The following is a 23,954-nucleotide window of genomic DNA, read 5'->3' as shown; positions in this document are numbered from 1 at the left end:
ACTCACCTTAGCCGAGCGAGTTGGAGAAACAAACGCTCTCGTGGACAAGCGTCCGCCATGACCGGTGGACCTGGGGGCTCTACGCGGGCGTCGGGGTGCTTTCCCGCGTGGCCACGACCATCCGGCACCGCGGGCTGCCGTCCGGCCGCGTGCCGAACTCGGACAGGGGCTGCAGTTCGACCGCGAACCCGGCCCGCGCCAGTTCCCGGCGTACCTCGTCGAGCCGGAACGCCCGGTAGTACATGACGAACGGCGGCCGCCACACGGCGTTGCGCACCCGCATGGCCGCGTCGAAGCCCAGCAGGGCCCAGTACCAGGGCGAGCTCGGCCGGGGCGGAGCCACGATCGGGAACGCGAAGCGCCCGCCAGGCCTCAGCACGGAGTGGACCTGGGTGAACAGCCCCGGCAGCTCACGCGGCAGAAAGTGGCCGAACGCGCCGAAGCTCACCACCAGGTCGAAAACGGGCGCGAAGGGCAGGGCGCGTGCGTCACCGCGTACCCACATGACGTCGGGCGCGCGGTCGGGGCGCGCACGCCCGCGTTCACCAAGGCTCGCGTGCTGCCGTCCACCGGCGCTCACGTGCCCTCGCACGCCGGGATTCACCTGCCCCGTCGCACCCGGGCTCGCATGTCCCTGCGCACCCGGGCTCGCCTGACCCTGCGTACCGGGGCTCACACCCCTACCATCGGGGACCTGCCCACCGGAGCTCCCGTGCCCCTGCACGCGGGCGCCACCTTGCCCGCCGGCGCCCGCCACCCACTCTTGCCCCGCGGAGCGTGCGTGCCCCGCTCCTTCGGACTCCCCTTCGGCCCCCGCATACTCCTCCGCACGAGCGGCACCCGCACGCTCCCGTCCCACAGCGAGCATCCCCGCGCTGATGTCCACGCCGGTGACGCTCCCCCGGCACAGCTCGCGCAGTACCTGCATCCCCGCGCCGGTTCCGCAGCAGAGGTCGAGTCCGTGGTCGAAGGGGCCGATCCGGTCCAGCGCCGACACCACGGCGTCAAGGATCGAGTCCGGTGTCCGGAACGGCGTGTGGTCGAACTTCGGCGCGAGCAGGTCGTAGCCGTGCTCGATGGACGAAAGGGCCTGTACGGCCAGTTCGCGGAGGGTGGGACCTTGCGCGGTGAACATCGGGCCCAGCTTAGGGGCAGCGTGCGCCCCGTGCGTTGCCTTATGGTCCACTTCATGACTTCGTTCCGCCCCGCCCCCGCCTGGCTGGCCGACGCCGTCTTCTACCAGATCTACCCGCAGTCGTTCGCCGACTCGAACGGCGACGGCATCGGCGACTTCAACGGCATCGCCGAGCGCCTCGACCACCTCGCGTGGCTGGGCGTCAACACCGTCTGGCTCAACCCCTGCTTCGTCTCACCGTTCCGGGACGCCGGATACGACGTCTCCGACTACCTGAGCGTCGCGCCCCGCTACGGCTCGAACGACGACTTCGCCAAGCTGGTCGAGGAAGCGGGCCGCCGCGGTCTCCGCGTACTACTGGATCTCGTGGCCGGTCACACCTCCGACGAGCACCCGTGGTTCACGGCTTCCGCGAACGACCCGGCGGACGACCGGTACATCTGGGCGCCGGACGCCCACCAGGACGGCTTCGTCGTCTCCCCCGGCACCCGCCCGGGCGCGTACCTCCCGAACTTCTTCGCCTTTCAGCCCGCCCTCAACTTCGGTTACGCGCGCGAGGATCCGGCAGAGCCCTGGCGTCAGCCGGTCGACGCCGACGGCCCGCGAGCGAACCGCGCCGCGCTCCGCTCGATCATGGACCACTGGCTCGGCCTGGGCCTGTCCGGCTTCCGTGTCGACATGGCCGCATCACTCGTCAAGGACGACCCGGGCAAGACCGAGACGGCGAACATCTGGACAGAACTGCGCCACTGGCTCGACGACGCACATCCGGACGCGGTACTGCTCTCCGAGTGGGGCGAACCGGAGGTGTCCGTTCCCGCGGGCTTCCACACCGACTTCTTCCTCCAGTTCGGCGGCCCCACCGACGGCCGCGCCCTGCGGTCGCTGTGGAGCAACACGGACGGCACGGTCAACGAGGCCTGGGACCCGCTCGACTGCTTCTTCGACCCGAGCGGCAAGGGCTCGCCCCGCCCGTTCGTGGAAGCCTGGCGTGCGGCGTCAGCCGCCGTGGCCGGCAGCGGCTTCATCTCCCTCCCGACCGCCAACCACGACTTCTCCCGCCTCAACTGCGGCCCCCGCTCGGCCGAACAGCTCCCCGCCGCCTTCGCCTTTCAGCTCACCTGGCCGACCCTTCCGGCGATCTACTACGGCGACGAGATCGGCATGCGCTACGTCCCGGGCCTCCCCGACAAAGAGGGCAGTGTGCTGGGCCCCCGCTACAACCGCGCGGGCTCCCGTACCCCCATGCAGTGGGACGACGGCCCGAACGCCGGTTTCTCCACCGTCCCCGCCGACCGCCTCTACCTCCCGATCGATCCGGCGCCCGACCGCCCCACGGTCGCCGCACAACGTGCCGACGACACCTCGCTGCTCCATTTCGTACGCCGCCTCATCGCCCTGCGCGGAGCGGCACCGGAACTCGGCTCCGGCGGCTCGGTGGAAGTCCTGCACGCCGGTTACCCGTTCGTATATGTACGGGGCGGGCGGTACCTCGTCGTCGTCAATCCGCAGCGGAATGCGGTGAGTTACACGTACGACAGCCCGGCGGAACCACGGCCGCTGGAGGTGTCCGGCGTTCGTGTCGACGGAAGAACCCTCACCGCGGAAGGCTTCGCGTACGGGATCTTCGACCTGGGCCGATAGCTCGGCCTGCGCCGCGAAGGTGCGCCACGAAGGTGCGGCAGTGGCTGAGCGCGCCGGATGCCCTGGGGAATCCGGCGCGCTCCGAGCCGTGCCGACGTACTCTGCCGCCGTACGTCAGCCAGTGATCACCTCATCCTTCGCGAGGCTCTGCGTCCGCGAAGTGATCGTCGAGCGCAGCGTCTTGGCGGCCGTGTCGAGCCCGGCCGTCGGTGCGCCTGCCTTCTTGGCGTCGGCCACGATGCCATCGAGGGCGTCCAGCGCCGAGCCGGAGCCGAAGAACTGCTCGTAGAGGTCCTGGTAGGCCTCGTGGTAGACGTCGTCGAACGCATCAAGTTCGAGGAAGCGCTCCTTCAGCTGATGACCGCCGGCCATACCTCCTCCGCCCTGCCGAGCACCGTCCTGGGCGCCGCCCTGCGGCATCCCGGACGGCATCCCCGAAGGCATCCCTTCCGGCGCGCCCTGGGTGCCGCCCGGCTCGGCGGTGTCGCCGCCCTGGGCCGCGCCGCCGCGCATACCGCCGGCACCTCCCATACCCATGGCGTCGTCGGGGCCCGCCGTGGCGTCTCCACTGAACGTGAGGTTGTAGTCCCAGCCGAGCACCGAGAACTTCTTGGTGTCGAGGTCGTACCAGAGGTAGTAGTTCTTGCCCGGACCGCTCATGTCGTCGAAGTTCAGCAGCAGGTTCTGCGTCGCCACGTAGCGGGCGAAGGACTTCACGTCGACGTACTCGTCGAGCTCTTCGGCGAACTCCTTGTCCGTGGCGTCCTCGGTCCACTTGATGAGGTCGATGACGGGCTGGAGATCCTGGCTGCCCTCCTTCGTGAGCTGCTTGAAATCCGTCTCGTACTCGGTCGGGTCGTCGCCCTGGTAGGTGAACGAGCCGGTGCTCAGCGACTTGTAGAGGACGCCGTCCGTGCCGACCGTGTTCTCCGCGTACTCCTTTGAGGGGTTCTCCACGATCAGCCGGGTGGCGGCCGGGCGGTTGTTGGTCTTGAGCGTCGAGAAGGAGTAGCGCTGTGCCGCCTGGTCGGACTCGTCGACCAAGGCCAGCGATACGGCCTCGTTGAGCGGCAGGCCTGCGTTGCTGCCGGGGCGCACGGCGATCTGCCGCTCGCCCTGGTACGCGCGGCCTTCCACGTACTCGTCGATCTTGATGAGCCACGGCAGCTCTTCGGGCTTCTCCCGGGAGAGCTGGATGTTCATCATGCCGCCTCCGCCTCCGCCGGCCATGCCGCCGCCTCCAGCTCCGCCCATGCCTGCGCCTCCACCTCCGCCCATGCCGCCGGCAGCCCCGCCGCCGTTCCCGCCGCCCTGCTGCCGGTTGGCGCCACCCTGCTGACCGCTGCCCGAAGCCAGGCTGCGCAGCGTCGAGTTGCCCTTGAGCCGGATGCCGACGCTGTTCACGAAGGTGCCGTCGATCGTGAGGTCGGCCTCGATGTACTCCTTGCTGCCGTCCTCCACGTAGCTGTCGATCATCTCGTCGAAGTCGTCCTGGTCGTACTCGAGTTGGATCGAGTGCGAGGTGCTCTCGTCGTAGAGATCGACCGTGCCCAGGATGTTCTCCGTGATGGTGTCGCTGTCCTCGGCCGAGGCGCTGGTGACCCAGGGCGAGATCCGGGCGTCGCCGAAGAAGACCAGGAGGACGGCCAGGCCCACGCAGAGCAGGGCGGCCGGCTTCCACTGGTGGCGCAGCCGCACGGGGATGCGGTGCACCAGCCGTGTCGGGGCGGCGGCCATCAGAGGTCCGTCTGGTCGTAACCGGTCAGGACGGTCACGCGCTGACCGGAGGTGCGTTCCGACAGTGCGGCGACCAGTTCGCCCGGCTCATGTCCCTTCTTGATGCGGACCGTATAGAAGACTTCGGTGAGGGCGCCGCCTCGGATCGTCTCGGTGGAAACCAGCTCGAACTCGTCGGTGTAGCGGATCAGAACGTCCTGGATGGTCTGCGAGTAGTCCTCACCGGCCGGCACCTGGACCTTGACGACCTGGCGCTGGACGTTGAGCGCGAACCAGTTGAACCGGTTCATCACGAGGATGATCAGGCAGATGGCCGCGCCCGCGATCGCGGCGAGCGTGTAGAACCGGGCACCGCAGGCCATGCCGAGACCCATCACCAGGAAGATGAAGCCGACATCCCTGGTCTCCTTGACCGCGTTCCTGAAGCGGACCACGGAGAGCGCGCCGACGAGCGAGAAGGCGCGGGCCAGGTTCGAGCCGACCACCAGCATGATCAGGGCGACGATCATGCCGACGATGACCAGGGTCTGGACGTACGACTGGCTGTAGGAGACGTTGCGATGGGTCGCCCGGTAGACGTATCCGATCGCTGTGGAGAGTACGAAGGACAGGGTCATCGCGATGACGATGTCGGTGACGCTGAACGTGCCGCTCAGGTCCTGAAGGTCGAGATTCACGGCTGGAGTGCCTCCGTGGCGCGAGGTGCTGTGGGGGATGTGGGGGATGTGGCGACGAGGGTGGTGCGCTGCGCGGGCAGTCCTTCGACCGGGGCCGGCGGAAGGTCTTCCTCACGGACGTGGAAGACGGAGCGGGGTGCCAGACCGAACGCCTCGATGGACTGGACGTACTTGGAGACCCGGATCAGGTTGAGATTGCGTCTGGCGGTCAGATCGGTGATCCAGTACGGGGCACGCTCGTTGACCTTGATCTCCATCACCGACATGTGGGGCGGGATGGTGAAGCGGTTCTCCACGCCCTGCGTGCCGAAGTGGAAATCGCGGTCGCGCCCTCGGATCCTGCGGTCGAAGGTGACGCGCAGACCGGTGTCCTCCGCCCGGCCGACCAGTGCCTCTCGCTGATAGCCGGTGATGGCGGTGGGCTGGAGGTTGAGCCGTATGACGAGTTCGAGTACTTCCTCGACGAAGGCCTTCTCCTTGGCGGAGTGGTCGATCAACTCCCGTTCGTCGCACAGTCTTCTGGCCGTGGCGTACGGCAGCGTGATCCGGCGCTTCTGCGTCACGCGGTTGACGCGCTGCTTGATCTCCACACAGACCGGGGTCTCGTCGGTGACCTGTGCCAGGTCGCCGTAGTGCCGGATGCGGAGTTTGCGGCGGAACTTCAGGCCTTCGAGCTTCTCCCAGTAGAACCGGAGTTGGGGAGTGTCGTAGTAGAGACTCCACACCCCGTATCCGCCGGGCGGGCTGTGCAGATCCTGATCCATCCGCTCGGCCAGCTCGTCGCGGATGGCCGCGGCCTGATCCACGGGGACCAGGTACTTCAGCTCATACCGGTTGAACGCGTGGAGTCTGCTGGCCACTTGTAGGGCCTCAGTCATGGCTTCCCTTCGTGCGGTGGGCCGTGCATCTCCCGGTAAGAAACAGGTAAGAGATGAAGGCCCCATGAAGGGCTGCTCTGAACGCGCTAAAACCATGAGGTGAATTCGCGGTGAACGCAGGACGTCAGGTCCTCCCGGGCATCGGCGACGCGATCACGAACGCGCTCGACGCGCGGTGACGGCCACACCCCGGGGTGGCCGGGACTTCAGTCGCGCGGCCAGGGGCGCTCGTCGAGGCGCTCCATGTCGCGGTTCAGCCGACTGAGATGGCCGGCGAAGTCGACCACTTCGTCGGCCGACCAGTCGACCATGACCTTCTCCAGGCCGCCGATGTTCTGCGACCGGTCGGCGGCCAGACGGCGCTCACCCTCGGCGGTGATGGCGAACTTGCGGGCGATGCCCCCTTCGGGGTCGGGCATGCGCTCGACGACGCCGGTCCGGAGCATGGCGGCGGTCTGCCGGTTGAGAGTGGAGGTGTCCAGGCCGAAGGCCTCGCTGAGCTGGCCGATGGACAGCGGACCTTCGACCTGGATGCGGCTGAGCAGGAGATAGGCGCTCCGGTCGAGGCGCCCCTCCACGGCCCGTCCGCGCGCGGTGAGCAGGGTCATGTACCGCCCGAGCAGCATGGTTTCGAACTCGATCAGGTCAAGGGGCTTGTCCACGCAACGCTTCCTTCGGCTCCTGGCTCGCCTCCCCTCGGGGAAGCCACCTCCCCAGAACTTTTATCAGGCACGATGTGCATGATGCATTCGCCATCCATGATGCACATCGTTTGTATGGTGCAGCTCGCCATGATCCGGAAGAGCAACAGGGAGTACGGTTCCCCGGTCGGAGACCGCCTCGGCCAACAGCTTCAACACCCTGATGCGCTCGATCGGCGGCTCGGTCTCGGCCGCGGTGATCGGCGTGGTCCTCGCCCAGATGACCACTGACTTCGGCGGCATCGCGCTGCCCGCCGAAAGCGGATTCCGCGTGGCCATGCTCATCGGCTGCGGCGTCGGTATCGGGGCGTCGATCCTCGCCTTCCTCATCCCCGTCCGGGCGGCAGCGGCTCAGCCGGAGCCGGACACCGCACCCCCGGCCGTCCCCGAAGCATCCGCGGCCAGGGCCTGACCTGCCCCTTCCACCGGGTCGGCCGCCGCGGGGCGGCCGACCCGTTTGGTTCCCTGTCGTCCGGGCCGTACAGCTCTCACGCCGACCGACACTTCGCGAGCCGCTTCTCCAGGAACCGCCGCTCGGCCTCGTTCTCCACCAGCTCCAGCGCCCTGCCGTACGCCTCGGCCGACTCCGCCGTACGCCCGCCGCGGCGCAGCAGATCCGCACGGGTGGCCGGCAGCAGGTGATAGCCGTCCAGCTCCCCCTCCCCCTCCAACTCCGCCACCAGGGTCAGGCCCGCCTCCGGCCCCTCCGCCATGCCCACCGCCACCGCACGGTTCAGCCGCACCACGGCGGAGGGCACGAAGCGCGCCAACTCCCCATACAGCGCGGCGATATCGGCCCAGTCCGTCTCCTCGGCCGCGGCGGCGGTGGTGTGACAGGCCGCGATGGCTGCCTGGATCTGGTAAGGCCCCGGACGCCCCCGGCGCAAGGCCGTCTCCAGCAGGGCTGCGCCCTCGTCGACCGCGGCCCTGTCCCACGCCGTACGGTCCTGGTCCTCCAGCGTCACCAGCTCGCCCGCCGCGTCGACCCGCGTGCCGCGCCGGGCGTCGTGCAGCAGCAACAGCGCGAGCAGGCCGAGCACTTCGGGCTCGTCGGGCATCAGGCGGGCGAGAACGCGGGCGAGCCGTACGGCCTCCGCGCACAGGTTCGTGCGCAGCAGATCGGCGCCGGACGTGGCGGCGTATCCCTCGTTGAAGAGCAGGTACACCACCCCAAGGACGCCCGTCGTGCGTTCGGGCAGCAGGTGGGCGGGCGGTACGCGGTAGGGGATGCCGGCGTTGCGGATCTTCCGTTTGGCGCGGACCAGGCGCTGCGCCATCGTCGCCTCGGGGACGAGGAAGGCGCGGGCGATCTCTGGTGTGGTCAGCCCGGCGAGGGTACGCAGCGTCAGGGCCACCCGCGCCTCGACCGGCAGCGCCGGGTGGCAGCAGGTGAAGATCAACCGCAGCCGGTCGTCCTCCACTCCGCTCTCGTGGTCCGAGTCGTACGGGTCGCAGGGGTCGTACGGGTCCTCGTCCCGTGTCAGCACGGCCACCTCCCGGAGCTTCGCGGCGCCCGCCGCCTCCCTGCGCAACAGGTCCAGGGCGCGGTTGCGCGCCGTCGTGGTCAGCCAGGCGCCGGGGCGGCGCGGCACGCCGTCGCGCCGCCACCGGTCCAGGGCCCGCGCGAAGGCGTCCTGCGCGCACTCCTCGGCCAGGTCCCAGTCGCCGGTCACCCGGATCAGGGTGGCGACGACCTGGCCCCATTCCTCGCGAAAGGCGGCGGCGACGGCCGCCTCCACATCGTTCACTCCCAGACCGGACGCACTTCGACCGAGCCGCCGCCCAGCGCGGCGGGGTGCCGCGAGGCGAGCGAGATGGCCTCGTCGAGGTCGGCGACCTCGACGATGTCGATGCCCGCGACGTACTCCTTGGACTCCACGAACGGCCCGTCGGTGAGGAGCACTTCGTCGCCCTGGACACGCACGGTGGTGGCGTCCGTGGACGGCCGCAGCCGCGCTCCGCCCTTCACGATGTCGCGGCTGCGCACCTCCTCGATGTACGAGAGGAAACGGGGGTCGTCGGCGATCTCCTGGGGGCTGAGCTCGTCGCCGCCGACGGGGGTGCAGATGAACAGCGCGTACTTCATGACTGGCCCCCCGTGATTCCGGCGTCGAACGGCACTGACGTGTGCTGGTGGACGATCTGCCAGCGGTCGCCGGCCGCACGGTAGCCCGTGGTGACCCGCGCCGTGGTGTCCAGCGACTCACCGCCGGCCAGCGTGGCGCGCATCCGCACGAGCGCGTGACTGAACGCGACGCTCTCGTCGACCCGGACGCGGAAGTCGAGCACCTCGCGCTCCACGGGTCCGGTCAGCGTCGAGAACCACAACTCCTCCGCCTTACGGAGGGCCTCGATGCCGCTCTGATCCAGACCGCTCACGGGGTGGAAAACCTCGACGTCCGGGGCGTAACAGGCCATCGCCCGGTCGAAGTCCCGCTCCCGGCCGGCCGCGGTGAGCTCCGCGTCGATCCGGCGGATCTCCGCCTCGGCGTCCTCGTCGTCCCAGAACGCGCGCACCTCCATGGCCCCTATGGCCGCCACGGGATGCTTGGCGGCCGCCTCCACCGCCTCCTCCACGGTGTCGCACTCGAGGATGTCGTAACCGGCGATGTACTCCTTGGTCTCCGCGAACGGCCCGTCGGTGCGCAGCACTTCGCCGTCACGTACCCGGACGGTGACCGCGTCGGCGGGCAGCCGCAACCGGTGGCCGTGCAGCCGTACGCCGCGCGCGACACCCAGCTCCTCGACCCAGGGTTCGACGGGCGCCATGCCGGAGGCGTCCGCGGTGTCGTCACCACAGACCAGCAGCATGTACTTCATGGGGTTCCTCCCGATGCTCATGAACTTCCTACACCCCACCGACGAACGGGCCGGCGCCGAATCGACACCCTTCCAGGTTCTCCTGCCCACCGCCGGACACACGAGGGAGCCGGGGCGCGGGGCCCGGCTCGCGCCGATCCGGCGTTCTTCCCACGGCTCCCCCGCCGCGCACGATTGGATGTCCCCATGACCGAGACGACCGACGGGCACGAGCACGAGCGGATGATGCGGGCCAACCAGGCCAACTGGGACTCGCGCACTCCCATCCACGTCGCCAGCCGCTTCTACGGGCTGCACGAGGACCTCGACCCGGCCCGCTGGTTCGCCGCCTTCGAGTGGGAGGACCTCGGTGAGCTGGCCGGCCTCGACGTGCTCCACCTTCAATGCCATCTCGGTACCGAGACGATCGCCTTCGCCGAGCGCGGTGCCCGCGCCGTCGGACTCGACATCTCCGAAGCGTCCGTGGCGGCCGCGACCGAAATCGCGGCACGGGCGGGCGCCGACATCGCGTACGTACGGGCCAATGTGTACGACGCCGTCGAGGCCCTGGGAGGGCGGCAGTTCGACGTCGTGTACACCGGCAAGGGCGCCCTGTGCTATCTGCCCGACCTGGACCGCTGGGCCACCACCATCGCCCAACTCCTGCGCCCCGAAGGGTTGTTGTACATCGCCGAGTTCCATCCCCTGCTCAACTCGCTGGGCCCCAAACCGGCCCAGGACGAGAGCGGTGAACTTCTCCTGCGGCACGACTACTTGGGTGGCCGGGACGCCGTCCACCGGGATGCGACGTACACCTACACGGACGGTCCGGCCGTGCGCGGCGCGACCGACAGCTACGAGTGGATGCACGGACTGGACGACGTCATCAACGCGCTGATCGGGGCAGGTCTGCGGATTCGGCGGCTGCGGGAGAGCGACGAGCTTCCCTGGCCCCGGTGGCCGCAGATGACCCGTACCCCGTCCAGGTGGTGGCGACTGCCGGAGACCGAACCGCGGATCCCGCTGCTGTACGGCCTGCTCGCGAGCCGCTGAGACACACATCACAGCCGAACCCGGCCACAGGGTGCTACAGTGCGATCAGCACTTGTGTACGCCCCGTCTCGGGCGCCGGTGTTTGTTCCACTTCTTCTCGCTGACACGCCCGTCGCTTTCCGACCGGCGGAACAGCTTCCCAGCACATCACCTCTTGAGCTCGGCCACAGGCAGTTCCTGCCGTCCGCCGAACACGAGGTGATGTCTCCCCGCCGCACGGAGGCGTGAGCACGCCGCCTCCCCCGGCACACCCCCCCTCCCTTCCTCATGACCTCATGAACCCGTCCTCGAAAGGACCCCCATCATGACCACCACACTCGAACACCCTCCAGTACGACAGAAGCAGCTCCCGGCGCACGCCAACGGTGTCCTCGACATCGCGAACAACGGGCAGGGGTACCTGCGCGCCGCCACGAGCTGCCTGCCCACCCCGAACGACGTCCAGGTGTCCGCCGCGCTGATCCGCCGTTACGGCCTGCGCAAGGGCGACACCGTCGAAGGCGTACGCGGCGGGCCCCGCGCCCTCGCCGAGGTGGAGCGGATCAACGGGCGCACGCCCGAAGAACTGCGCCGCCGCCCGCACTTCCATGACCTCACCCCGCTGCACCCACGTGACCGGCTGAGCCTCGAACACCCGGCGAGCGGCCTGGCCGGGCGCGTCGTCGACCTGGTCGCACCGGTCGGCAAGGGCCAGCGCGGACTGCTCGTCGCCCCTCCCAAGACCGGCAAGACGGTACTGCTCCAGCAGATCGCCGCGGCTGTCGCGGGCAACCATCCCGAGTGCCATCTGATGGTGCTGCTGCTCGACGAGCGGCCGGAGGAAGTGACCGACATGCGGCGCTCCGTCCGGGGCGAGGTCTTCGCCTCGACCTTCGACCAGACGCCCAAGCAGCACATCGCACTCGCCGAACTCGTCATCGAGCGCGCCAAGCGGCTCGTCGAGCAGGGCGAGGACGTCGTCATCCTGATGGACTCGCTCACCCGGCTGTGCCGGGCGCACAACAACGCGGCCGCCTCCGGTGGCCGCACCCTCAGCGGCGGCGTCGACGCGGCCGCTGTGCACGGCCCCAAGCGGTTCTTCGGCGCCGCACGCCTCGCCGAGGAGGGCGGCTCCCTCACCATCCTGGCCACCGCCCTGGTGGAGACCGGCTCCCGTGCAGACGACTACTTCTTCGAGGAGCTCAAGAGCACCGGCAACATGGAGCTCCGCCTCGACCGCACCCTGGCCTCCAGGCGGGTGTTCCCGGCCGTCGACATCACTCCGTCCGGCACCCGACGCGAGGAACTCCTCGTACCCGCGGCCGAGTTGAGCACCGTACGCGGACTGCGCCGCGCCCTCCAGACCCGGGACGGCCAGGCCGGCCTGGAGACCCTTCTGGAGCGGATGCGCGCCACTCCGGACAACGCGGCCTTCCTCCGCCAGGTCCACCCGACGCTGCCCTCCTGACTTCTCCCACGTGCGGCATCCGGGTGCTCGATCCCGCCGCTGTGGCCTGGCAGCCCGGCTCAGGGCGTGTCGGTTCCTACTTTTGCGGAATGACCATCGGATTCTCTTCCCGCGCCGCCGTCTGCTGTTCCGCCGTCTGTGCGGCCGGGGCCCTGGCCCTCGCGCCGAGCGCCGCGGCCTTCGCGCCGAGTGCGGCCGCCGCCCGGGCCGGCACGGACCCGGGGGCACCCAGAGCCTCGGCCTCACAGCCGCCGCTGTACCGGGCCGGCACGCAGGTACGGCCACGGCGCGGAGCGCCCGAGATCCCCGACGACGTCTCCGCACTGTCGTGGCTGGTGGCCGACGCACGCACCGGCAAAGTACTCGCCGCCCACAACGCGCACCGCGAACTGCCGCCCGCCAGCACCTTGAAGACCCTCTTCGCCCTCACGGTCCTCCCGGTGCTGCCCGGCGGTATCCGGCACACCGTCACCGAGAAGGAGCTGCGGGGCATCGGCGACGGCAGCAGCCTGGTGGGCGTCGCCGAGGGGCGCACCTACCGGGTGGCGGACCTGTGGCGCGGTGTCTTCCTGAACTCCGGCAACGACGCCGTCCATGTGCTGGCCTCCATGAACGGCGGCTGGCGCGTCACGGCCGCCCACATGCAGGCCAAGGCCCGGGCTCTGGGCGCCCTCGACACGCATGTCCGCTCCCCCGACGGATACGACACGCCGGGGCAGGTCTCGTCGGCGTACGACCTGGCGGTGTTCGGCCGGGCCGGGCTGCGCAACGCCGAATTCGCGCGCTACTGCTCCACCGCCGAGGCCAGGTTCCCCGGCGGGGGCGGCTGGTCGTACGAGATCGAGAACACCAACCGGCTGCTGACCGGCGCCGACGGGGTGGAGCCGTACCCGGGCCTGATCGGGGTCAAGAACGGCTCCACCAGCAACGCGGGCAGCACACTCGTGGCCGCCGCGCGCCGGGGCGGGCACACCGTGATCGTCACCGTGATGAACCCTCAGGAGGGCGGCGGGTTCGCGGTGTACGAGGAGGCCCGCTCACTGCTGGACTGGGGTTTCAAGGCGTCAGGGCGCGTCGATCCGGTCGGCTCGCTCCTCGACACGCGTCCCGTGCCGACGGCAGGACCGGCCGCGCTGTCGGCCGCCCGGCCGGCCGCGCTGCCCACGGCCGATGGACCCGGCGGACTCGGGTGGCCCGCCGCTGCCGCGGCGATCGCGGGCGCGGCCTGTCTGGGCGCGGGATGCGTGGCCCTGGCCCTGCGGAACAGAGGCGGACGGCCGACGCCCGGCTGACCGACCGGCAGCCACAGGAGCAGCCCGAGCGTGATCCACGTATAGGCGTTGCTGCCGACGAAAGCGTCGAGGCCGGACGCGTCCTGGAACCACAGCCACACCACGCTGCTGCACAGGATCGCGTAGAGGATTCCCGCGATGCGCGGCCGGTGCCTTCGCAGCAGCACGGCGAAGGACGGCAGCAGCCAGACGAGGTGGTGCACCCAGGTGATCGGGCTGACGAGACACGCGGTAAGGCCGGTGAGGGCGAACGCGGCGATCCAGTCCTCGTCGGCCACGGCACGCGAAGTCCGCCAGGCCCAGACGCACAGGACCACCAGGGCGGACGTCGCCCAGAGGGCCTTGCTCGGTTCGCCCGGTGCCACGAGCCGGGCCAGGACGCCCTGCAAGGACTGGTTGGAGACATAGCCGAGGCGCCCGATGCGGTCCGTGTCCCACAGCGCGTGGGTCCAGTAGAAGCGCGAGGCGTCCGGCGCCACCCTGGCTGCCAGGACGGTGGCCGCCGCGGCGACGGCGGTCGCGACGCCGGCGGCGCGCCAGCGACGGGCGAGCAGCAACATGCCGATGAAGATCGCGGGGGTGAGCTTGATGGCGGCGGCGAGCCCGATGCCGACGCCCGCCCGGCGGCCCCGGCCGGTGGACAGCAGCCACGCGTCGCTCAGGACGAGGGCCAGGAGCAGCAGGTTCACCTGCCCGAAGCTGAAGGTGTCGCGGACCGGTTCGAACAGGGCAAGCAGGCAGGCCGCCATGGCGAAGCCGAACCAGCCGTACCGGCGCAGCGCGGGCCCGACCAGGATCCACACCACGGCGGCGAGCGCCGCGAGGTTGAGCAACAGCCCGATGGCGATCGCGGTGTGCAATCCGACCAGCGCCATCGGCAGCATGCTGAGGGCCGCGAACGGCGGATAGGTGAAGCCGTACGTCGTCCCGGGCACGAGGTAGTCGTAGATCCGGCCGTCGTGGTGTGCCCAGGCGTCGATCGTCCCGTAGTAGACGCGCAGGTCGAACCAGTCGCGCAGGAGCGGCACGGTGGCGGTGAACCCGGTGACGGCGGCGGCGAGTCCCAGAACCAGGAACAGGCGGCCCCGGTCCGTGCGGGGAAGTCTGGGAGAGAGGCCATAGGAACCGGGAAAGGTGCGGGGGCGTCTCATGCGGTGCGCTCCAGTACCGGCGCCCGCGCCGCTTGATGGGCCTGCCAGAGCACGACGAGGGCGAGGAGTCCGCCCGAGACGGCCAGGACCACCTGTTGGGCGTCCGGCGCATACCCGCTCGGCAGCACGGCCAGGGCGAGCACTCCACTCGCGGCGGCGACCCGGTGGCGTACCGAACCGCTGGGCGCCGCGGCGGCGATGAGGAACAGCCCCCACAGCGCGTACCAGGGCCTGATCGCCGGGCTGAACACGGCCACGGCGGCCAGGCTCAGGCCCAGTGCGTAGATCGGTCCGGGCCTGAGGCGCAGCCATATGAAGAGGACGATGAGCACGGTCACCACGAGTCCGGCCGTGTGCCAGGCGGGGACGGCCAGGGGTGCGAGCCCGCTGCCGAGTTCTTCGAGCAGGGTGCCGGTGGCACGGCCGAGCAGGCTGGTGAGCGACCAGTTGTGCGGGGAGACGGGGGTCTTGAGGGCCGCGATCCAGCCGTAGCCCGTACCGGTGACGGCGGTCACCAGGGCCGTGGTGGCGAGGGCGCCGGCGGTGGTGGTCAGGGTGGACGGCACGAGCCCCCGCCGCCCGCGCAGCGCTATCACCGCCAGCAGGCCTAGCGCGGCGGGAGCCTTGACCAGCGCCGCGAGGGTGACGAGCACGACGCCCAGAACGGGCCACCGGCCGCGCGCGGCCACCAGTCCGACGCCGAGCAGTCCGAGCATGAGGGCGTCGTTGTGCGCGCCGGCCACCAGGTGCAGCAGAACGAGGGGGTTGAGGGCGCCCAGCCACAGCGCGGCGGCCGGATCCGCACCGCTGTGCCGGGCGAGGCGGGGCAGCGCCGCCGCCATCAGCGCGACGCCGAGCAGGGCGACCAGACGCATGCCGAGCAGTCCGGCGGGGATCTCCCCGCGCGTGAGTCCGGACAGCGCGGAGGCGACGGCGAGGAAGACCGGTCCGTACGGCGTCATGCTCTGCTGCCACACCGGCGCCACCTCGTCGGCGAGCGGACCGCCGAGCTGAGCGGGCCCGTGCGCGTACACGTCGATGTGCGCGTCGACCATCGCGCCCTGTGCGAGATAGCTGTACACATCCCGGCTGAACAGCGGCGGCGCGAGCAGCAGCGGCGCCGCCCAGACGGCCAGAACCAGCAGCAGGGACCGCGGAGTCGGCGGTTCGGGGCCCCGCACGACGGTGCCAAGGAGTACCCACGCCGCTATCAGCAGGACGACGCCGAAGTACACGCCGACCAGACCGAGTACGGCCTGAGCGGACTCGGGGGCGAGGAACTCCCGCGCGGGCAGGGCTCCGGCCGTCTCACCGCCCAGCGCGAGAAAGGCGGAGCCGGCCAGACCGAGGGCCTGACAGCGGCGGAGATCGACGGGAAAGGCCATGGCCAACACTCGGGAAGCGTGTCAATGCCGGGTGGCCGTAAAGCGACGTACTTCTCTCCGCACGGCGGCCTACGCGTGACCTCCGTGTGCGGTCCGCGCCACGGGGGCCGGATCCTGGCGCGGACAGCCCCCGCCGCGGTGGCGGATCAGAAAACGGACACCCCTGTCAGCGTCGTGAAACGGTCCAGAGCCGCGACGCCCGCCACCGAGTTGCCGCGCTGGTCAAGGCCCGGACTCCACACGCACAGCGTGCACCGTCCCGGTACCACCGCGATGATCCCGCCGCCGACACCGCTCTTGCCCGGCAGCCCCACGCGGTACGCGAACTCGCCTGCCGCGTCGTAGGCGCCGCACGTGAGCATCACCGCGTTGACCTGTTTGGACTGGCTCTGGGTGAGCAGCCGAGAACCGTCGGACCGGATGCCGTGCCTGGCCAGAAATCCGGTGGCCAGTGCCAGATCGGCACAGGAAGCCTCGATCGAGCACTGCCGGAAGTACTGGTCCAGAAGCACCGGCACGGGATTGTCGATATTGCCGTACGACGCCATGAAGTGGGCGAGAGCCGCGTTGCGGTCGCCGTGCGCGGCCTCGGAGGCAGCGACCTCCTTGTCGAAGGTGAGGCTCTGGTTGCCGCTCTCGGCGCGCAGGAAGTTGAGCAGGGACCCGGCCGCGTCTCCGGTCTGTGTCTGGAGCCGGTCGGTGACGACGAGGGCGCCCGCGTTGATGAACGGATTGCGCGGGATGCCGTTCTCGTACTCCAGCTGCACCAGGGAGTTGAAGGCGTTGCCGGAGGGCTCACGGCCGACGTGCTCCCACAACTCGTCGCCCTCGCGGGCCAGGTCGAGGGCGAGGGTGAAGACCTTGGTGATGGACTGCGTGGAGAAGGGCTGGCGCCAGTCCCCCACGCCGTACACCGTGCCGTCGAGCTCGGCGACGGCCATGCCGAAGCGGCGCGGGTCGCAGGCGGCGAGCGCCGGGATGTAGTCGGCGGGCCTCCCGCGCCCGGGGGTCTGCGCGATCTCGATGGCGATGCGTTCCAGGACCGGCTGAAAGGTCAGCGACGGGGACATGATCACCATTGTGCCGCCCGACCGGTCCTGGTGCTCCTCAGCTCAGAGCGCCCAATGGGTCGTCCACGGAATGCCGCTGCCCGCGAGCGCCCCCGGGCCGGCGCAGGCCGCAAGGCGTTCGGCGAGCAACAGGCCCTTCTCCAGGACGAGTTCGACGACTCCGCGGCCTTCGCGCCGAGTGCCTCGTTGGCGATGTCGGTGGCGGCGTGTAGCCGATGTGCGGGTTGGGGGACAGTTCCTGGATCGCTCGGTCGCGGCGTCAGGCGTACGTGGGCCGGGTGATCCGGTGTGCGGGTTGGGGACAGTCCCTGGATCGCTCGGTCGCGGCGTCAGGCGTACGTGGGCCGGGTGAGCGGGTCGAGCGAGCGGACGGGCCGGATGCTGCCGACCGGCTTGCCGCCGCCGAGCAACGGCTCCCCCGCGAACCCGGCAAGCGCCGTCGGCTCGACGCCGGCGCGGGCGAGCGCCGCCGCGGCCACCGGAACCCGCGCCCGGTCGGCGCCGTCGGCGATCTTCACGGCGACGGACCGGCCGTCCGGCAGTGCCGCGAACTGCACGCCTTCGAAGCCGTCCTTGCTGAGCAGCCCCGGCACGGCCCTCATCAACGCGGCGACGTCGCGCCCGGAGCCGGAGGCCATCTCGGCGTGCTCACGCATCGCGTCGGCCACCTGCGCCTCGGGGGTGCCCGGGGCGGCGGTGGTGATCCTGGCGGCGGCGCGCGCGAGTCCGTGCAGCGAGATGGAGAACAGGGGCGCCCCGCACCCGTCGACGGTCACCCGCGCGATCGCCTGCCCGGTGAGGTCCTCGACGATCTCCGCGATGGCCTGCTGGAGCGGGTGCGCCGGGTCGAGGTAGTCGTCGAGCGACCAGCCGTTGAGCTTGGCCGTGTACAGCATGGCGGCGTGCTTGCCCGAGCAGTTCTGCGCGAGCCGGGAGGGCAGCCGTCCCTCGCGGATCCAGGCCTCGCGGACGACCGGGTCGAACGGCAGGTCCGGGACATTGCGCAGCCGGTCCTCCGGAACTCCGGCCAGCTCCAGGATCCGCCGGGTCCCGGCCAGATGCCGTTCCTCGCCGGAGTGGCTGGCCGCGGCCAGCGAGAGCAGCTCGCCGTCGAGCGGCAGCCCGGCCCGCAGCATCGCCGCCGCCTGGAGGGGTTTGACCGCCGAGCGCGGGTAGAAGGCGGCCTCGATGTCGCCGATCTGGAGGTCCACGGTGCCGTCGGCGGCCAGCACGACCACCGAGCCGTAGTGGATGCCTTCGATGACACCGCCGCGTACGAGATGGGCGACGGGTGCGTGCAGGGGCTCGCGGATCACCGGAGCCGCCGCGAGTGAACTGCCGTACGTCATGGGCAGGTTCACGCGTCCACTCCGGTAGGTATCCCGGAGACCCGGGTGCGCACTCCGTACCGGCCGACGCCGACATGGCCGGACGTCGCCGGTGTTTCCTGCTTCAGGGACTGCTTGCTCACGCCTCGGGTCCGCCTTTCGTGGGGGTGTCCGTGCGCCCGGGATGCACGATGGAAGTGAGGGTGGTTTCGACGCGGTCCAGGTGATGGGACATGGCCTCCACCGCGTCGCGCTCGCTGCCGTCGAACAGCGCCTCGACGATCGCGCGGTGCTCACGGTTGGACTGCTCACGGCGGCCGCCGAGTTCGTTCAGGAAGGCCGACTGGCGGGCCAGTGCGTCCCGGATCTCCTCGATGACCTTGCGGAAGACCGGGTTCTGGGAGGCCTCGGCGATGGCGATGTGGAAGATCGTGTCCATCGCCACCCAGGCGGTGGTGTCGGTCTCCCCCTCCATGCGCTCCAGGAGCTGGGCGAGGTGGTCGAGGTTCTCCGGGGTACGGCGCACCGCCGCGTACCCGGCGACGGGGATCTCGACATGGCGGCGGACTTCGATGAGGTCGCTGGCCGCGTAGTCGCCGAAGGTGGGCTCCTCGACGGCGTTGGCGAGGACGAAGGTGCCCTTGCCGGTGCGGGACACGGTGAGGCCCATGACCTGGAGGGCCCGCAGCGCCTCGCGGAGCACGGGGCGGCTGACTTCGAGGCGGCGGCAGAGCTCCGCCTCGGAGGGGAGCTTGTCGCCGACGGCGTACTCGCCGCGTTCGATGGCGCCGCGGAGGTGGGTGAGCACCGCTTCCATGGCGCTGACGCGCCGCGGTACCGAACCACCTGTCTGGCTGTCTGACAGGTTCACGGGTGTGATCCTCCGCGGAACGGGAGGCGGCTGTCAACCGTCGGAGAGATTCACCGGGGCGGCTTCAGCTGAGCACACCCGCTCCGAGCAGGCCGAACAGTGCGACGCCGATCACGAGCCGGTAGATCACGAAGGCGTTGAAGGAGTGCCTGGCGATGAACTTCAGCAGCCAGGCGATGGAGCCGTACGCGACCACGAAGGAGACGAGGGTGCCGACGGCGAGCGGGGCGGCCCCGACACCCGTACCCAGGGCGTCCTTCAGCTCGTACAGCCCGGCGCCGGTCAGGGCGGGAATGCCGAGGAAGAAGGAGAGCCGGGTGGCGGCGACGCGGTCGAGGTCGAGGATGAGCGCCGTGGACATGGTGGCGCCGGAGCGCGAGAAGCCCGGGAAGAGCAGGGCGAGGATCTGGGAGCCGCCGACCAGCATCGCGTCCTTGAACGTGGTGTCGTCCTCACCGCGTTTGTGCCGGCCCATCTGGTCCGCCACCCACATCACGCCACTGCCGACGATCAGCGAGGCCGCGACCACCCACAGCGAGGCGAGCGGCCCTTCGATGAGCGGCTTCGCCGCCAGGCCCACGATCACGATCGGGATGGTCGCGTAGATGACCCACCAGGCGAACTTGTAGTCGTGGTGGTAGCGCTCCTCGCGATGGCGCAGGCCACGCCCCCAGGCGGAGACGATCCGCACGATGTCCTTGAAGAAGTACACGAGCACGGCGGCGATCGCGCCGACCTGGATGACCGCCGAGAACCCGACCACCGCGTTGTCGTCGACCGGGATGCCCATCAGCCCCTCGGTGATCTTGAGATGGCCGGTGGAAGAGACGGGAAGGAACTCGGTCACTCCCTCGACGGCTCCGAGGACGACGGCCTGCCCGACGTTGATGACGCTCATGTGATCCAGTTCTGTGGAGTTGATCGACAGTGCTGTAGACCGTCTTACAGCGCACGGGTGAGTGCCCGCGGTCTACGACCACACAGCTTGCGCCAATGAGACCCCGGCGAACGCCGCGCCGAGGCCCGCTGTCACGCTCGCGATCACGTTCGCGGCGGCATAGAACCCGGCGCCGGTCTCGGTCAGCCGCAACGTCTCGTACGAGAAGGTCGAGTACGTGGTCAGCGCCCCGCACAGGCCTGTGCCGATCAGCAGTTGCAGGTGGGAGGAGGCGTTGCCCGCCGAGGCCGCGCCGGTCAGGAGGCCCAGGATCAGACAGCCCGTGACGTTGACGGCGAAGGTGCCCCAGGGGAAGACCGTGTCGTGCTTCACCTGCACCGCACGATCGGTCAGATAGCGCAGGGGCGCGCCGACTGCGGCACCGATGATCACCAGCAGCCAGTTCACAACTACTTCTTACCTTCCTTGCCCGTTTCGCCCTGCTTCGCTTCCCGTGCGACGTATCGGATGACCTCGCAGTCGTCGAGGATCACCAGCCCCTCGGAGACAAGGTCGTCGAGCTGCGGCAGGAAGGCGCGTACTCGCTCCTCGGTGTCCACGATCACGACGGCCACCGGCAGGTCCTCGCTGAGCGAGAGCAGCCGCGAGGTGTGGATCAGCGAGGAGGCACCGAAGCCCTCGATACCGCGGAAGACGCTCGCGCCCGCGAGGCCCGCCGCGCGGGCGCGGTGCACGATCTCCGAGTAGAGCGGCTTGTGGTGCCAGATGTCGTTCTCGCCGATGAAGATGGTCACGCGCAGGGCGCGGCCCGTCAGCCTTGTCATCGCTGCCTCCGTCTGCTCCACGCCAGGGCACGACGTGCCGCCGATACCGCCAGCCATACCGCCGCGAGCGCCGCGAACAGGGTCGCGGCGAGGTAGGCGAGGCCGGTCCCGGGGTGGCCCTCGTCGACCAGCTTCTGGATGTCGACGGCGTACGTCGAGAACGTGGTGAATCCGCCGAGTACTCCGGTGCCGAAGAACGGCCGCACCAGCCGGTGGGCCGCCCACGCCTCGGTGATGACCACCATGAAGACGCCGATCACCGCGCAGCCGACGACATTGACCCAGAACGTGGTCCAGGGGAATCCGTCCGCCTGGGACGGCCACAACAGCGACGCGCCGTAGCGGCCCGTGGCGCCGATCGCGCCGCCCAGCGCGACCATCGCGACGACCGGTCCCTGGCCCTGCCACGGGGACACCGGCCGCGCGGGCATCCCGGCTCGATCGGCTCGATCGGCTCGCTCTGGCTGCGGGGCTGTCATGTGCGTACGTCTCCTACTCGCCGGGGCCCGGTCGCCCGAGCACACTCCATCGCAAGTAGGGACCGTTGGCGGCGCTGTCGCCGCGGTTCGGGTACGGCGGGCCCCACCGCCGCGCCGCGAGGCAAGATCGCGGCCGGTGAACAGCGTAACGCCGGGGGAACCGGCCCCGCACGCCCGGCCGGACCCGTGGAAACCGACCGGACCGAACGCGTGGAAACCGGCGGCTCCGTAGAAACGGGCGGCTCCGTGGAAGCCGGCGGCTCCTACCAGCCCTTCTCGAAGAAGTGGCTGACCTCGGCGATGCGGTACTCGTCGCGGCGATAGAAGGTGCGACGTCTGATCTTCTTGGTGCGCAGCAGCCCGATCCCGGTGAGGAGATCGAGGTGGGTGCGCGCGACGGCACGGCTCACACCGAGCTTGGCGGCGAGGGTCGCCGGGGTGACGCCGTCCTCGACGAGGTCGCCGTGCCGCTGCCGAGGAAAGTGCGCGACAGGGTCCCGCAGCCACTCCAGGATCTCCAGGCGTTGTCCACTGACGGGAACCTTCAGCATCTCGTCCCCCTCCGTCACGGCGGTCTCCCGTAACTGTCCCGCAGCCCGGGGCGACGCGCACGGGCTTCGGCAACGCTCGCGAAGGCCGAACGCCTCCGGGAAAGCCCGGGGGCCCGGTTCCCGCGGGATGTTGTCGGCTACCGCGGGACGTTGTCGGCGAATTCCGCCGAAGCGACTTCTCCACTCGGACGTCGCAGATGTCCTCTTGCTGACGTCGGCTCCCAGGACCCGGTTGTGGTCCTGGGAGCCGACGCTGTCTCAGCTGCTCAGCGGTGGCTGAACCACGACATGGCCGGCAGGGCCTTGTCGTCGTAGCCGAAGAGTGCCTGGTTCTCCCAGCCGTTGCCGGACGCGGAGTCCGTCGGATCCCAGCCGTTGCCGGTGACGGCGGTCCAGGTGGACTCCCAGTAGAAGATGCCGAGGCCGCGACCGTTCGGGACGGCCTCCACGATGCTCGCCACGTCCTTCATCCACTTCGTCTGCCCGGCCGTCGAGGCCGCGTAGCCGGAGACCAGCTCACTGCTGAGGTCGATGATGTTCTCGGTCGAGTCCTCGCTGTCCAGCCGGAACGGGTAGGCCGTCTCGGCGAGGTAGACCGGCTTGCCGTAGCGTGCCGCCGCGTCGTCCAGGGTTGTCTGGAAGTCGGTGAGCGTGCCGTGCCAGTAGCCGTAGTACGACAGGCCTATGACGTCGAACTTCACACCGCCCGCGACCGCGCTGTCGAACCACCAGCGGGTGCCCGCGAGGTCGCCGCCCTTGGCGAGGTGCAGCGCGACGGTGGTGGACGAGTTGACCGCCTTCACCGCGTCGTAGCCGGAGTTCAGCAGCCCCGCGAGTTGCGACCAGTTGCTCGTCGAGCCCTCGGACCAGAGCATGCCGCCGTTGATCTCGTTGCCGACCTGCACCATGTCGGCCGTGGTGCCCTGCGCCTTCAGGGCGCCCAGGACGTCGTACGTGTGGTTGTACACGTCAGTCCTGAGCCGGCTGTACGAGTGTCCGGACCAGGCGGCCGGCTTGGTCTGGGCGCCGGGGTCGGCCCAGGTGTCCGAGTAGTGGAAGTCGACGAGCAGCTTCATGCCCTGTGCCTTGACCCGCTTGGCGATGGCCAGCACGCGCGTCTTGTTGTTGTAACCGTCGACGGGGTTCACCCAGACCTTGAGGCGTGCGTAGTTCTGCCCTGCGGACTTGAGGATGCCGAGCGCGTCGCCGGTCGCGCCGGAGCTGGTCCTGTAGACGCCGCCGAGGGCCTCGCTCTTGGCGAGTGACGAGACGTCAGAACCCTTGATGGCGAGGCCTGTCGAGCCGGACGTGAATGTCACGTCGTCGACGTTGATCCAATTGCCCGCTTCAGCGTCGGAGTTGACACTGATCGTGCACTGGTTGTTCGTCACGGCGATGGAGGTGACGATCCGGAGCCAGCCGCTGGCGGAGACCGGCAGGTCGGTGCGCTGTTCCGCGCTGCCGCAGTTCTTCAGGGCGAGGTAGGCGGAGTTCTGGCCGCCGCCCGAGCGCACCCACGCGGTGAGGGTGTAATTCCCGTTGGTCAGCCCGGAGAGGTACTGGTAGGTCTCCACCTTGTAGGCGGAGGCCGACCAGTGGGTGAGTCGGTAACTCCCGCCGTGGCCACCGGACTCGGTGAACGAGGCGGCGCTCTGCCCGGCCGCCGAGTACGTCGACCAGCCGGTCGGCGTCGCCGTGGCGGCGCCGTTCGACTCGAAACCGCTGTTGGTGAGCGTGCTCGCCGCGTGGGCGCTCTGCGCGGGCAGGGCGGTGAGGGCGAGCCCGGCGGCCAGCGGCAGCAGCAGGGCCCTGAGTGTGCGTCTGGGATGGAACATCATCGTCCGTCGTCCCTTCGACGTGATGGGGATGGGTGCCCCGGGGTTGGGGCTTCGGGAGGGGTTCTTCGCCCCCGCCGCCCCTGCCCGTCCCGTACTTCCGGGGCTACGCCCCGTTTCAGCCCGTCCGGCGTTTGAGGACGAGGCCGTTCAGGCCGACAGCGGGGGTCTGGGGGCGGCAGCCCCCAGGTACGGAGAT

General features: G+C 70.0%; 22 protein-coding genes and 2 pseudogenes. 5 read left to right on the top strand and 19 right to left on the bottom strand.

The window, feature by feature from the left end; genetic code table 11:
• Positions 1 to 79: 79 nt before the first annotated feature.
• A complete protein-coding gene (locus tag AB0N66_RS31625) occupies positions 80 to 1,135 on the bottom strand; it encodes a methyltransferase domain-containing protein (protein ID WP_365441441.1) in 1,056 nt (351 codons plus the stop codon).
• Between the two features lie 54 nt (positions 1,136 to 1,189).
• Between AB0N66_RS31625 and AB0N66_RS31620 the strand changes: the two genes are divergently transcribed.
• Positions 1,190 to 2,779 (top strand): alpha-amylase family glycosyl hydrolase, encoded by a 1,590-nt coding sequence (locus AB0N66_RS31620; protein WP_365441439.1) that lies wholly within the window; start codon positions 1,190 to 1,192, stop codon positions 2,777 to 2,779.
• Positions 2,780 to 2,893: 114 nt separating this feature from the next.
• Here the strand turns inward: AB0N66_RS31620 and AB0N66_RS31615 are convergent, their stop codons facing one another.
• The 4 genes from AB0N66_RS31615 to AB0N66_RS31600 form a co-directional block, all read right to left on the bottom strand.
• Positions 2,894 to 4,516: a CotH kinase family protein gene (locus tag AB0N66_RS31615; protein WP_365441437.1), complete on the bottom strand. Its 1,623-nt coding sequence runs from the start codon at positions 4,514 to 4,516 to the stop codon at positions 2,894 to 2,896.
• Complete coding sequence (locus AB0N66_RS31610) at positions 4,516 to 5,193, bottom strand: DUF4956 domain-containing protein (protein ID WP_365441435.1); 678 nt, start codon at positions 5,191 to 5,193, stop codon at positions 4,516 to 4,518. The genes AB0N66_RS31615 and AB0N66_RS31610 overlap by 1 nt, the downstream gene beginning before the upstream one ends.
• Complete coding sequence (locus AB0N66_RS31605; protein ID WP_365441433.1) at positions 5,190 to 6,071, bottom strand: polyphosphate polymerase domain-containing protein; 882 nt, start codon at positions 6,069 to 6,071, stop codon at positions 5,190 to 5,192. The genes AB0N66_RS31610 and AB0N66_RS31605 overlap by 4 nt, the downstream gene beginning before the upstream one ends.
• Positions 6,072 to 6,277: 206 nt before the next feature.
• Positions 6,278 to 6,733: a MarR family transcriptional regulator gene (locus tag AB0N66_RS31600; RefSeq protein WP_365441431.1), complete on the bottom strand. Its 456-nt coding sequence runs from the start codon at positions 6,731 to 6,733 to the stop codon at positions 6,278 to 6,280.
• Positions 6,734 to 6,890: 157 nt separating this feature from the next.
• On the opposite strand from AB0N66_RS31600, the pseudogene AB0N66_RS31595 reads away from it, so the two are divergent.
• Positions 6,891 to 7,184 (top strand): annotated as a pseudogene (locus AB0N66_RS31595) (MFS transporter); the annotation flags it as partial.
• 76 nt (positions 7,185 to 7,260) lie between these two features.
• On the opposite strand, the gene AB0N66_RS31590 reads toward AB0N66_RS31595, so the two are convergent.
• The 3 genes from AB0N66_RS31590 to AB0N66_RS31580 are packed head-to-tail and all read right to left on the bottom strand — an operon-like array spanning position 7,261 to position 9,592.
• Positions 7,261 to 8,526, bottom strand: a complete 1,266-nt coding sequence (locus AB0N66_RS31590; protein WP_365441634.1) for an RNA polymerase sigma factor — start codon at positions 8,524 to 8,526, stop codon at positions 7,261 to 7,263.
• On the bottom strand, positions 8,517 to 8,858 hold the full coding sequence (locus AB0N66_RS31585; protein ID WP_365441632.1) for a YciI family protein: 342 nt from the start codon (positions 8,856 to 8,858) through the stop codon (positions 8,517 to 8,519). Before AB0N66_RS31585 ends, AB0N66_RS31590 begins: the two co-directional genes overlap by 10 nt.
• Positions 8,855 to 9,592, bottom strand: a complete 738-nt coding sequence (locus AB0N66_RS31580) for a nuclear transport factor 2 family protein (protein WP_365441429.1) — start codon at positions 9,590 to 9,592, stop codon at positions 8,855 to 8,857. Before AB0N66_RS31580 ends, AB0N66_RS31585 begins: the two co-directional genes overlap by 4 nt.
• 186 nt (positions 9,593 to 9,778) lie before the next feature.
• On the opposite strand from AB0N66_RS31580, the gene AB0N66_RS31575 reads away from it, so the two are divergent.
• The 3 genes and pseudogenes from AB0N66_RS31575 to AB0N66_RS31565 form a co-directional block, all read left to right on the top strand.
• Positions 9,779 to 10,624, top strand: a complete 846-nt coding sequence (locus AB0N66_RS31575; protein ID WP_365441427.1) for a class I SAM-dependent methyltransferase — start codon at positions 9,779 to 9,781, stop codon at positions 10,622 to 10,624.
• Between the two features lie 304 nt (positions 10,625 to 10,928).
• Positions 10,929 to 12,071 (top strand): transcription termination factor Rho, encoded by a 1,143-nt coding sequence (gene rho / locus AB0N66_RS31570; RefSeq protein WP_365441425.1) that lies wholly within the window; start codon positions 10,929 to 10,931, stop codon positions 12,069 to 12,071.
• 89 nt (positions 12,072 to 12,160) lie between these two features.
• Positions 12,161 to 13,057, top strand: a pseudogene (locus tag AB0N66_RS31565) (serine hydrolase); the annotation flags it as partial.
• An 11-nt stretch (positions 13,058 to 13,068) separates the two neighbouring features.
• Here AB0N66_RS31565 and AB0N66_RS31560 read toward each other — a convergent pair.
• From AB0N66_RS31560 to AB0N66_RS31510, 11 genes are all read right to left on the bottom strand, one after another.
• A complete protein-coding gene (locus tag AB0N66_RS31560; protein ID WP_365441423.1) occupies positions 13,069 to 14,514 on the bottom strand; it encodes a glycosyltransferase 87 family protein in 1,446 nt (481 codons plus the stop codon).
• Positions 14,511 to 15,899 (bottom strand): polyprenol phosphomannose-dependent alpha 1,6 mannosyltransferase MptB, encoded by a 1,389-nt coding sequence (gene mptB / locus AB0N66_RS31555; protein WP_365441421.1) that lies wholly within the window; start codon positions 15,897 to 15,899, stop codon positions 14,511 to 14,513. The genes AB0N66_RS31560 and mptB overlap by 4 nt, the downstream gene beginning before the upstream one ends.
• Positions 15,900 to 16,045: 146 nt before the next feature.
• The gene (locus AB0N66_RS31550; RefSeq protein ID WP_365441419.1) at positions 16,046 to 16,978 is read right to left on the bottom strand and encodes a glutaminase; all 933 of its coding nucleotides are present in this window, start codon (positions 16,976 to 16,978) and stop codon (positions 16,046 to 16,048) included.
• A gap of 320 nt (positions 16,979 to 17,298) precedes the next feature.
• Complete coding sequence (locus AB0N66_RS31545) at positions 17,299 to 18,318, bottom strand: asparaginase (protein WP_365441630.1); 1,020 nt, start codon at positions 18,316 to 18,318, stop codon at positions 17,299 to 17,301.
• A gap of 118 nt (positions 18,319 to 18,436) precedes the next feature.
• Complete coding sequence (locus tag AB0N66_RS31540; RefSeq protein WP_365441628.1) at positions 18,437 to 19,114, bottom strand: FadR/GntR family transcriptional regulator; 678 nt, start codon at positions 19,112 to 19,114, stop codon at positions 18,437 to 18,439.
• 118 nt (positions 19,115 to 19,232) lie between these two features.
• On the bottom strand, positions 19,233 to 20,066 hold the full coding sequence (locus AB0N66_RS31535; RefSeq protein ID WP_365441417.1) for an undecaprenyl-diphosphate phosphatase: 834 nt from the start codon (positions 20,064 to 20,066) through the stop codon (positions 19,233 to 19,235).
• Positions 20,067 to 20,138: 72 nt separating this feature from the next.
• Positions 20,139 to 20,513 carry a fluoride efflux transporter CrcB gene (crcB, locus tag AB0N66_RS31530; RefSeq protein WP_365441415.1) on the bottom strand — a complete coding sequence of 125 codons (375 nt, stop codon included), beginning with the start codon at positions 20,511 to 20,513 and terminating at the stop codon, positions 20,139 to 20,141.
• A gap of 2 nt (positions 20,514 to 20,515) precedes the next feature.
• Positions 20,516 to 20,890, bottom strand: a complete 375-nt coding sequence (locus AB0N66_RS31525; RefSeq protein ID WP_365441413.1) for a DUF190 domain-containing protein — start codon at positions 20,888 to 20,890, stop codon at positions 20,516 to 20,518.
• Positions 20,887 to 21,321 (bottom strand): fluoride efflux transporter CrcB, encoded by a 435-nt coding sequence (gene crcB / locus AB0N66_RS31520; protein WP_365441626.1) that lies wholly within the window; start codon positions 21,319 to 21,321, stop codon positions 20,887 to 20,889. Before crcB (AB0N66_RS31520) ends, AB0N66_RS31525 begins: the two co-directional genes overlap by 4 nt.
• Positions 21,322 to 21,632: 311 nt before the next feature.
• Positions 21,633 to 21,920, bottom strand: a complete 288-nt coding sequence (locus tag AB0N66_RS31515; RefSeq protein ID WP_365441624.1) for a helix-turn-helix domain-containing protein — start codon at positions 21,918 to 21,920, stop codon at positions 21,633 to 21,635.
• Positions 21,921 to 22,186: 266 nt separating this feature from the next.
• Entirely contained in the window at positions 22,187 to 23,755 is a 1,569-nt protein-coding gene (locus AB0N66_RS31510; RefSeq protein ID WP_365441622.1) for an arabinogalactan endo-1,4-beta-galactosidase, read from the bottom strand.
• Between the last annotated feature and the right edge of the window lie 199 nt (positions 23,756 to 23,954).

The organism is Streptomyces sp. NPDC093544 (assembly GCF_040683495.1).
Classification (GTDB): domain Bacteria; phylum Actinomycetota; class Actinomycetes; order Streptomycetales; family Streptomycetaceae; genus Streptomyces.
The sequence above is the reverse complement of the archived record's forward strand: the minus strand, read 5'-3'. Positions and strand labels throughout refer to the sequence as shown.

Bases quoted from the DNA above. Each gene is read 5' to 3' on its own strand.
- AB0N66_RS31545 (WP_365441630.1), bottom strand. From the start codon at position 18,318: ATGACGTACGGCAGTTCACTCGCGGCGGCTCCGGTGATCCGCGAGCCC.
- AB0N66_RS31615 (WP_365441437.1), bottom strand. From the start codon at position 4,516: ATGGCCGCCGCCCCGACACGGCTGGTGCACCGCATCCCCGTGCGGCTG.
- rho (WP_365441425.1), top strand. From the start codon at position 10,929: ATGACCACCACACTCGAACACCCTCCAGTACGACAGAAGCAGCTCCCG.
- AB0N66_RS31560 (WP_365441423.1), bottom strand. From the start codon at position 14,514: ATGAGACGCCCCCGCACCTTTCCCGGTTCCTATGGCCTCTCTCCCAGA.
- AB0N66_RS31510 (WP_365441622.1), bottom strand. From the start codon at position 23,755: ATGTTCCATCCCAGACGCACACTCAGGGCCCTGCTGCTGCCGCTGGCC.
- AB0N66_RS31585 (WP_365441632.1), bottom strand. From the start codon at position 8,858: ATGAAGTACGCGCTGTTCATCTGCACCCCCGTCGGCGGCGACGAGCTC.
- AB0N66_RS31515 (WP_365441624.1), bottom strand. From the start codon at position 21,920: ATGCTGAAGGTTCCCGTCAGTGGACAACGCCTGGAGATCCTGGAGTGG.
- crcB (WP_365441626.1), bottom strand. From the start codon at position 21,321: ATGCCCGCGCGGCCGGTGTCCCCGTGGCAGGGCCAGGGACCGGTCGTC.
- AB0N66_RS31605 (WP_365441433.1), bottom strand. From the start codon at position 6,071: ATGACTGAGGCCCTACAAGTGGCCAGCAGACTCCACGCGTTCAACCGG.
- AB0N66_RS31580 (WP_365441429.1), bottom strand. From the start codon at position 9,592: ATGAAGTACATGCTGCTGGTCTGTGGTGACGACACCGCGGACGCCTCC.
- AB0N66_RS31550 (WP_365441419.1), bottom strand. From the start codon at position 16,978: ATGGTGATCATGTCCCCGTCGCTGACCTTTCAGCCGGTCCTGGAACGC.
- AB0N66_RS31525 (WP_365441413.1), bottom strand. From the start codon at position 20,890: ATGACAAGGCTGACGGGCCGCGCCCTGCGCGTGACCATCTTCATCGGC.
- AB0N66_RS31540 (WP_365441628.1), bottom strand. From the start codon at position 19,114: ATGGAAGCGGTGCTCACCCACCTCCGCGGCGCCATCGAACGCGGCGAG.
- AB0N66_RS31535 (WP_365441417.1), bottom strand. From the start codon at position 20,066: ATGAGCGTCATCAACGTCGGGCAGGCCGTCGTCCTCGGAGCCGTCGAG.
- mptB (WP_365441421.1), bottom strand. From the start codon at position 15,899: ATGGCCTTTCCCGTCGATCTCCGCCGCTGTCAGGCCCTCGGTCTGGCC.
- AB0N66_RS31620 (WP_365441439.1), top strand. From the start codon at position 1,190: ATGACTTCGTTCCGCCCCGCCCCCGCCTGGCTGGCCGACGCCGTCTTC.
- AB0N66_RS31575 (WP_365441427.1), top strand. From the start codon at position 9,779: ATGACCGAGACGACCGACGGGCACGAGCACGAGCGGATGATGCGGGCC.
- AB0N66_RS31625 (WP_365441441.1), bottom strand. From the start codon at position 1,135: ATGTTCACCGCGCAAGGTCCCACCCTCCGCGAACTGGCCGTACAGGCC.